This window comes from Mycoplasma tracheobuteonis (assembly GCF_054456995.1).
On sequence record NZ_JBTKTG010000001.1, the window covers coordinates 159,619 to 168,912 of the forward strand.

General features: G+C 28.6%; 10 protein-coding genes. 1 reads left to right on the forward strand and 9 read right to left on the reverse strand.

Features of this window, described 5'->3' with window-relative positions; genetic code table 4:
* Positions 1–77: 77 nt before the first annotated feature.
* The 9 genes from ACX1M8_RS00700 to ACX1M8_RS00740 all read right to left on the reverse strand — a co-directional run bounded on the left by ACX1M8_RS00700 (position 78) and on the right by ACX1M8_RS00740 (position 6,905).
* On the reverse strand, positions 78–812 hold the full coding sequence (locus ACX1M8_RS00700) for a pseudouridine synthase (RefSeq protein WP_458617069.1): 735 nt from the start codon (positions 810–812) through the stop codon (positions 78–80).
* Positions 799–1,887 (reverse strand): nicotinate-nucleotide adenylyltransferase, encoded by a 1,089-nt coding sequence (locus ACX1M8_RS00705; protein WP_458836590.1) that lies wholly within the window; start codon positions 1,885–1,887, stop codon positions 799–801. The genes ACX1M8_RS00700 and ACX1M8_RS00705 overlap by 14 nt, the downstream gene beginning before the upstream one ends.
* Positions 1,888–1,892: 5 nt before the next feature.
* Positions 1,893–3,137 carry a Y-family DNA polymerase gene (locus ACX1M8_RS00710; RefSeq protein ID WP_458836591.1) on the reverse strand — a complete coding sequence of 415 codons (1,245 nt, stop codon included), beginning with the start codon at positions 3,135–3,137 and terminating at the stop codon, positions 1,893–1,895.
* A complete protein-coding gene (locus ACX1M8_RS00715; RefSeq protein ID WP_458807048.1) occupies positions 3,130–3,543 on the reverse strand; it encodes an iron-sulfur cluster assembly scaffold protein in 414 nt (137 codons plus the stop codon). The genes ACX1M8_RS00710 and ACX1M8_RS00715 overlap by 8 nt, the downstream gene beginning before the upstream one ends.
* Positions 3,533–4,687: an aminotransferase class V-fold PLP-dependent enzyme gene (locus ACX1M8_RS00720; RefSeq protein WP_458836014.1), complete on the reverse strand. Its 1,155-nt coding sequence runs from the start codon at positions 4,685–4,687 to the stop codon at positions 3,533–3,535. Before ACX1M8_RS00720 ends, ACX1M8_RS00715 begins: the two co-directional genes overlap by 11 nt.
* Positions 4,687–5,205 (reverse strand): hypothetical protein, encoded by a 519-nt coding sequence (locus ACX1M8_RS00725; RefSeq protein ID WP_458811106.1) that lies wholly within the window; start codon positions 5,203–5,205, stop codon positions 4,687–4,689. The genes ACX1M8_RS00720 and ACX1M8_RS00725 overlap by 1 nt, the downstream gene beginning before the upstream one ends.
* Positions 5,198–5,671, reverse strand: coding sequence for a transcription antitermination factor NusB (locus tag ACX1M8_RS00730; protein WP_458811104.1), 474 nt, complete (start codon positions 5,669–5,671; stop codon positions 5,198–5,200). Before ACX1M8_RS00730 ends, ACX1M8_RS00725 begins: the two co-directional genes overlap by 8 nt.
* A gap of 180 nt (positions 5,672–5,851) precedes the next feature.
* The gene (locus ACX1M8_RS00735) at positions 5,852–6,295 is read right to left on the reverse strand and encodes a hypothetical protein (protein WP_458836013.1); all 444 of its coding nucleotides are present in this window, start codon (positions 6,293–6,295) and stop codon (positions 5,852–5,854) included.
* 115 nt (positions 6,296–6,410) lie between these two features.
* Positions 6,411–6,905 (reverse strand): large conductance mechanosensitive channel protein MscL, encoded by a 495-nt coding sequence (locus ACX1M8_RS00740; protein ID WP_458617085.1) that lies wholly within the window; start codon positions 6,903–6,905, stop codon positions 6,411–6,413.
* 474 nt (positions 6,906–7,379) lie between these two features.
* Between ACX1M8_RS00740 and ACX1M8_RS00745 the strand changes: the two genes are divergently transcribed.
* Positions 7,380–9,128 carry a leucine-rich repeat domain-containing protein gene (locus ACX1M8_RS00745; RefSeq protein ID WP_458836592.1) on the forward strand — a complete coding sequence of 583 codons (1,749 nt, stop codon included), beginning with the start codon at positions 7,380–7,382 and terminating at the stop codon, positions 9,126–9,128.
* Positions 9,129–9,294 lie beyond the last annotated feature (166 nt).

Below are 9,294 nucleotides of genomic sequence, written 5' to 3' on the forward strand. Positions count from 1 at the left end.
AAGTCTAATAAGCGCCATACTCGCCTAAAATTCAAAATTAAAAACTGACTATTAAGCCAGTTTAAAAATAATTGTTTTTATTGCTCTTTTTTAGGATTTTTAACTAAAGAATACAGAGTTTTAACTTCTTTAATGCTTAATGGACGATATTTACCTACCGGTATGTTTTTGCAAGTAATTCCACCATATTCAACACGCTTAAGGTTAATTACTTCTCTATCAACTGTTTTAAATAATTCTTTAACGTGGTGGTATGTTCCTTGGGTTAAAATAACAAAGTAGCTTTTAACATCGGCTTGTAATACAGTTTGCTTAGATCAAGTACCATTAATCATAACTGGTTTATTTAGTTTAGCCATTTGACGTTTATCAAGTGGTTCGTTTAATCTTGCACGATAAACTCTAACAACACCATAAGAGGGGTGTGTTAGTTTACTTGCAAGTTCTCCATCATTTGTTAAAATTAACACTCCAGTTGTATCATAATCAAGTCTTCCAACAGGAAAAATACGATAAGGTGTGTCAATTAAATCTGTAACAATTGTACGATTAAAGTTATCTTTAAGTGTACATACTGTTTTAGGTGGTTTATTAAGCACGAAATAAACTTTTTGTTCTTCTCCTTGAATAGGTTGACCATCTACTAAAATTGTGTCTTTAAATGAACCTTTATCACCTAATTTAGCTTGACGACCATTTATTTTTACACGACCTGCTAAAATCATGCTTTCTGCTTCTCTTCTAGAAGCAATTCCTGCTTGTGCAAGTAATTTTTGTAGTCTTTCTTCTTTGACCATATTATTTGTTTCCATTTCTATATTTATCGTAAATTTTCTTTTGTTCTGGTGTAAAAACAACACCCTTATTTATATTATATTCATAAGCTTCTTGTACAACTTTGCTAAATCCTGCTTCTAAATCTTCAAAGCATAATTCACGTGTTTTTTGAATTCCGAGGTATCTTCTTCCTTGACAAATTTTATCTGCTATAAAAAGAATTTTATCAAGTCAAGACATATTTAAACGCATAGATGTGTGGCATAAAATAGCTTGAGTGATTTCTTCATCTGTAATTTTATATCCATATTTTACTCAGATATATCCAGCTGTTTGATGGTATTTATATTTAGGAAGATTTTTCCCTAAAATAGGTTCATATTTTTCTATAAGGTATAAAGCTTGTTCATCTTCAAATTCTTTAGCAATATCGTGTAATAAACCTGCTACATAGGCTTTTTTGGCGTCATAATGATGTTTTTTAGCAAGTTCAGCTGCAAATCAAGCTGTAGAAACACAGTGTTTTGCGCGCTTAGCTGAAAGAATATTATGTACTAATTGTTCTAAGTATAAATTATGTTGAGCAATATAATGAGCTACTTTTACATCCACTAGAGAAAAATCACCTTTTTTAAAATCAGTTGAAGAAGCTTCAAAAATAGGGTTATCTAGCAATCTACCATTGAATTTCTTGATGTTAATCTTATTAATTTTTCTATCTCTACGCACTACTATGATTTTAGTTAGTTTAGCAATTTGTTCAATATCTTTTCATCTAGGTAAACTAGGAACGTGATCGCTACCAATAATTAAGTATAATTCAGCATCAGGATATTTATTAGCTAAATATTTAACTGTATCTATGGTATAAGATACTCCTCCACGTTTTAATTCAAAATCGCAAAGTTCCATTTTGTCTTCAAGAACTAACTCAACCATATTTTTTCTATCTTCATCACCTGCTTTTTTACCTTTTGTTTTAAAAGGCGAGCTAGCTGCTGGAACAAAAAGTAATTTATCAAGTTCTAATTTATTAATTACATAACGAGCTGTTTTGATGTGCCCTTTGTGAATAGGATCAAATGATCCACCATAAATTCCTATTTTCATAATTCCTACTTTCTAAAAATCATCTTTTTGAAGCGATAAGCTCCATTTTTTAGATTACTTTGTTTTATTTCTTCTTCATCCAGCACTTTAAGTGTAGGATTAGCAAAAAGTTTTTTGACTTCTGCAATAACTTCCCTAACCATATTATCTTGGATATCAGGCATATTGCTATTGATTAAACTAATGGGTAAATACATGTTGTTAAGATCTATTAAGTTAGTAACTCTTACGCCAATTCCAATAAAATCCATCTCAGAGAAATTATGGATAAAGAGATTGTAAACAACTTTGTAAATATCATTAACTGAATTTACATAAGTAGCTATTTTTTGTTGTTTATTAGTTCATTTCTTTGACCTAGAACGAATTGTTAAGGTAATTACATTACCTGCTAGATTATCACTTATTAAACGATTAGAAACCTTTTGACATAACTTTATAAGGTGTTCGATTTTCATATCATAAGGAAGATCATAATGTTCAAATGTGATTTCATTACCTATCCCCAAGGCTTTTTCATCTTTAAAAGTAATGTGTTCATATACATAAGGATCTAAATTATGTAAAATATCTTGACCAATACGACCAAAGATTGCTCCTATTTCTAAATCGCTAATCTTTTTACTAGCTAAATCTCCAATAGTATTGATATTAACTTCTCTAAGCTTGTTAGCAGTTTTTTTACCTATACCATGGTACTTTTCGATATCTAGATGATGAAAATGTTCTGCAAAATTATCTTCTGTAGTGTATCCAATACCAAAAGGTTTTGATATATTTGTAGTCATTTTAGCTGCAAATTTATTATGTGAGATACCTATTGTAATAGGAATTCTAAACCTAGACATAATATCTCTTTGCAACCTTTGAGCTAGCTGAATAAGTGTTACTTTTCGCTCAGCAACTACTTCTGTGACATCGATGTAACATTCATCAATTGAAGCAATTTGAATATTACCTGTATATTGAGAAGCAATATATTCAAATATTTTGCCAGAAAGATCTTCGTATAGTTCCATATTGCTAGGCACTATAATAGTTTTTGGCTCGATCTCTAAGACTTCATAGTTTTTCATCCCTGCTTTAACACCTTTGTTTTTAAGTTCATAAGAAACAGAAACTGCTATAGCATGAGATGAAGAACGTGAAATAATAACGGGCTTATTATTTAATTCTGGCTGAATTGTCCGAGCAGCCGAAACAAAGTAACAGTCAAAATCAATGTGAAAGATAATTGGTTTATTATCCATTAATAAATGTATTAGGTGTTAATAAAGCACATGCTACTCTATTTAAATGTGTTTTAACGTTATAAAATACTCATAAATCACCTAAAGAAGCAATTTGATCATCACTTAGGTCTTCTTGATTTACAAATTTAGTAAATAAATCTATTAGTAAGGCTATTTCTTCTTTATTTTTCCCTTGAATAAGGCTTAAAAAGATATCTGTAGCAGCCATAAACACAGCGCATCCATGTCCGTTAAATTGAGCTTGAGCTACTTTATCGTTTTCTCAAGTAACTTTTAGCTCTAGTTTATCTGAGCAAGTGTTACTGTAGCAAGTGATAAAGTTATCTTCTAAAGCAACTTTATTTACTGGATTCATATAGTGATTCATAATGATTTCACGAGCTTGGTTTTGATTAAAATGCATAAAAATCACCTCCATTTTTTAATGCATCAATAAGTTTATCGATGTCTTCTTTATTATTGTAAATTCCTAATGAAATTCTTAGGAATGAATATGTTTCTTGAATATTTCTTAAATAAGGTGCACAAAAGATACCGGCAATTGTATAAATATTTTTGGTTCCTAGATATGTGGCTACATCTTGAGCATTAATGTTTTTAACATTAATTAAAGCGATGTAATCTCCAGCACGAGTAAATACTTCAACATTTGGTAGTTGAGCTAACTGATCATGAAGATATTTAGAAAGCTCTTTAAGAATTTCTTGGGTTTGTTTGTATCCTACAGATTGAAAGAAATCTAAGGATTTATCAAACATAAAGAAACCAGCAATATCAGGTGTACCTGGTTCAAATACTGCAATACTTTGTTTAGGATTTCAACAAGCATTCTTATCGATTGCATTTACTGATCCGCCACCAAATTTCACGGGTCTTAATTGTGATAATATATTGCTTCTGATAGCTAAAATACCCATTCCAGTTGGCCCATAAAATTTATTGGTTGAAAAAGCTATAGCATCTACTTCTTTTAAAGAAACTTGTTGATGTGCGATTGCTTGAGCAGCATCATCGAATAAGATAGCTCCAACTTCATGTGCTTTAGCAGCAATTGTTTTAACATCAAAGTTTTGATTAAAGTTATTTGTTTCATGACTTAAGGCTACTACTTTTGTCTTTGGATTAATATCTTGCAATATATTTTGTGAGATTTTGACTTTGGCATTTGATTTTTTTGCAGCTTCTATTCAAGGAATTAAATTTGATGAGTGGTTATAAGCGCTTAATAATACTTCATCGCCTTCTTCAAGTAGACTAGCAAACATATTTACAAATAAATTAATGCTTTCAGTAGTTCCACTAGTAAAAATAATTTCGTTGTCTTGAGCCTCAAGTAGATTAGCAACTTTATTTCTAACGCGATTAATTGTTGAATTAACTTCATTTCCTAAAGGGGTATCAGCTGTACGAGATGAAATTGATTTATTGCAATAGTAATCATAAATTGCATCGGAAGCTTCTTTAGGTTTAAGAACTAATGCAGCTGAATCAAAATAAGTAATTTTATCCAAAATAGGAAATTGCTTTCTAATATCGTTTTGATTCATTATAAGACCTTTCTTAAGATTGCTCTTAGTACAGTGTTGTAACCTGGAATTTTTTGAAATTCATCAAGGAATAAGTAGTAGTATTCACGTTTAACTTTATTTACAATAATTTGAAATTGCTGCTTACGGGTTTTTTTATCTTTATCTAAATCAATACTTTTAAAAACTTCGCCAAGAAAGTTTTTAACTTCTAACTCATCACGATCGTAATATTTAATAAAAAGATCATAAAACAGGTAGTAGTAAAAGTTATAAATCATTTGTTTTTGTTCCGGTGTAACATTGGGGCAAAATTCTAGATCTTTATTGAAGTTATCAATAAAATCATTGATATCTTTACTACGTTCAGCAAATTTCTTGGTTTCAAATTTTTCTAGTTTTTCGTGAGTCAGGATATTTAAATCATGAAATTGTTTATAAGTAAAATTAATTTTGCTTAAGATTCCATAATAATGTGATTTGTAAGCAAAAGATAATACTATCTTAGATCACAATCTTCTATTGTATTTTTTATTCATTACTTTCAGCTTGACTTTCATCAAGTTTTTCAGCTAGTTCAAATGTTTGAATTAACTTTTGGTAATTTTCTAAGATAGCGTTAACAAATTTGTATTGCTTACCTTGTAATGTAGCTGGTTGATCTTTTTCATCTTTTGGGAAATAAATTTTTGTTATTTCAATAGCTTCATTAATTACGATTTTAGGTTCTGTATGGTAAAGCTCAAAAGCACCATTTAGAATGATAGCTCTAATTAATGGTGAAATTCTTTCTCATTTTCAGTTCTTGTTTAATAATGCGTTTAATGATTTACGTAAGAATGCATAATTCTTAGCAATTAAGCTCAATCTTAATAATTCTTCTCTGTCTAAGATAAATTCTTCAAATGCTTCTTCAACATTAATTGATTGCTCTAGTAACTCATATTTATATAAAACAGCAATAACTGCTTTTCTCATTTCTCTTCTTGGTTTTTTGTGTTGCATATATGCTCCTTATTAGTTTCTAAATTATATTATAATTTAGACTTTTTATCCTTAATCTGTTGTAAAAACTAAAAAATTAATTTTAATTAGATATTTAGCTATAAAATCAACTTTTTACTAAATTGAATTTTTTAAATTTCTTCTTTAGTAAAAGGCAATAAAAAAGATCTTTTGCAGACCTTACTTATGATTTTTCTTGTTATTTTCTTCAAAATATTCAGGTGGTAAAGTATGATAAAGTTGATATGTTTGTTCAAATCCAAATAGCTCAGTTACTAAGTTTTTGAAGGCATATTTATCGAAAACGCTTTTGCATTGTGTTTCAAAATAATTTCTAAATTGTGACTTATGATTTTCTAGTTTCTTTTCAATTTGATTTACTAGAGGAACGTTATATAACTTAGAAAAAATAACATAACCAATGAAGCCTATTATTCCTAGAGCCAACATTACATATCCAATGGCTGCTATAGCATAAATAACAACGAAAATTGATCCAACCATAACAACTGCCGGTATTAATAAAACGCTTCTTAAGAAAAGAACTTTTTTATAGTTAGCTAAACAATTTGAAATTATTTGATTTACATCATTTTCTTGATTTATATTTTTTATTTCTTCCATACTATCCTCCTAGAAATCTATTAATTTAATTTTATCATACTGATAAGAATTTTGACAAATGAGCAAATAAAAACATCATCTGCTAAGAAGCAAATGATGTAAAACATACTATATGTTATTTAATGTTGAATGGTGATTTTGAATCGTCTAAGTTTTGATTCATTTTCTTTAATTCAGCTAAGATTAATTCTTCTGTTGTTGGAGCTGGTGCTTCTACTACTGCTTCTTCAACTACAGGATTTTTAAGAGCTTTACGGTATTCTCTATAGTTTTTAATTCAGAAGTAGAAGTATAAAATTCCAAACACTACAAGAGATACGATGATAAATTGGATTAAAGCTGCTAAGAATTTACCGATATAAATTCCTCCAGTAACTTCTCCTTTACCATTAAATACAGGTGCTAAAACTCAGTCATTTGTTGATTTACCAAATGCTCTTGTAATAGCAGACATAATAATATCGTTTGCAAATGATGATACTAATGCTGTAAATACACCACCAATGATGAAACCTATTGCTAACATTAGTAAGTTTCCACGTTTCATTTGAGCTTTAGATTCGGCTCAAGATTTCTTGTGAAGATCTTTGCATGTGTCTTTCTTTGACATAATACTCCTTTTGAATCTTTTAAATATTTTTCCTTATTTTAGCATATTTTTATACAAAAAGTTATTTTTTAGCATTAAAAAACAGTCTATTTTTAAATTTTATTATTTTATGAAATATGTAGAAAATTTTACCTTTATATATTGCTTTTTGCAGTTATTTTAAAATGATAAATACTATTTTTAATTTGGCTTTGTTATTAAAATAGCATCATCAAAACTGATAGTTCAAGCAAAATACAATTTGTTGATGCTTATAGTTATTACATCAATTTTATATCAGATATTTATTTGCGGGATGCTTAGAATAAATCTGTCTAATATTAGGTAATTTTTAATTCATGAAATATTACTTTTATTCCTATATCATAGGTTTTTTCGGAACTTGTTTTTTTTTTTTTTGAAATAATTAACTTATGAAGTTTTTAACAAAAATAAACAGTAACTTCAAGTTATTTTAATTTTATAGGAGAAATGATGAAAACATATAAATTATTTACATTATTAACTGCAACATGTTCGACATCAATTATCACTACACCATTAGTCGCAAGTGCATGTAGTGATAATAATCAAAATAACAACAATAATATCAATAACAAAAAACCCCAAACTACGATAGTAGATACTCCGGATGAGTCAAACCCATTAGATTCAAATTCTGATGTTATGGAAATTACATATCCATTCAGTTGAGTTAAAAAAAGCAATGAAAGAGATGAAGCTTTAATTGAGTATTCAGCTAAAGATAAAAAATTAAGTTTTAAAAACTTTGAGGTAGTTGGCAAAGATGAATTATCTTATGCGAAAAATGCAATCTCAAATAAATACGGTGATAAAATCGACATATTTTTAGACTGCCCAGATGCTAAAATAGTTGATGCTTTGTCTAATGATTTTGATAATATAAAAATAATAAATGTTAATTTACCTAAATTAGAAAAGATAACATATAATGATGCTGATGAACCTATTAAATGACATAAATCATGAATAAATTCACTAACGGATGATAAAGTTGTACAAAATGGTTTTTTATTAAAATGAGATAATGCTAAGGGCGCTATAAAAGATGATACTATAACTAAAATTCTTCCAAGTGCTTTTATAATAGGAAATGGAATTACCTCAATTGACTTTCCGAACCTAAAAATTATTCCAGATAATCTGTTTTCTTGAGGATTAGCTTTGAAGGATGTTAATGTTCCTAGCGTTACAACCATTGGAAAAAATGCTTTTGACCATGCAGAAAATCTAGAAACACTAAATGCTCCTAATTTAAAAGAAATTGGTTTCATGGCATTTTCTAATACTCCAAAGCTAAAAAGTAAAATAGTTGCTAATAAAAAGTTGATTAAATGAGCTGGCGCTAGTGGTGATATTGTTGATGATACCATTACAAGTATTGGAGATGGTGCATTTGAAAATAATCAAAACATTACCTCTGTTTCATTTCCTAATGTCACAAGTGTTGGGTATGGTGCATTCAGTTATGCGACAAATTTAACATCAATAAATATTCCTAAATTAGAAGAAGCAAGGTCAGCATCATTCTATAATACTCCTAAACTTACAGGAAAAATAGTTATTAATAATAAATTATTAAAATGATCTGATGCTAGTGGGGATATTAGCGATGATAATATCACAAGTATTGATGATTATGTGTTTAAGAAAAATAAAAATATTACATCCGTATCATTTCCTAATGTTACCTCTATGGGCAATAATGTATTTTATGATGCAGCCAACTTAACATCAGTTAATATGCCTAAATTAGAAGAACTAGGAGAATCAAATTTTGTTAATACTCCAAAATTAAAAGGAAAAATTGTTCTAAATGGTATTTTAATAAAATGAAGCGATGCGAGTGGAGATATAACTGATGATACGATAACAAAAATTGGAGAATTTGTTTTTATTAATAATAATGATATTACATCCGTTTCATTCCCTAATGTTACAAGCATCGGTCAATATGCATTTGCTGGAGCTATTAATCTAAAAACTGCTTCATTCCCTTCTGCAAAAAAGATTGATTTCAGAGCCTTTGCTAATGCAGAAAAGATGACATTTGCTTTATTCCCTAATGTCGAAAGCATTGATGAACTTGCTTTTCAAGATACAATAAATTTATCTAAATTCGTATTTAATAAATCCAAATTAATTAGTGTTGGTAATGATGCATTTTACAATACTCCTAAACTTGTTATAAAGCCAAGTTAAAATTAACTAATACAAAACAATTCAGTGCTGAGAAGCACTGTTTTTCCTGAGTTTCGGAGTTTCGGGCTAAAAAATATTCAAATTTTGTTAAAAATGTAGATTCATATATCGTAGATATATGGGTCTTTTTAATTACTTGAAAAATTTTTATTTTTTTACTTGTATT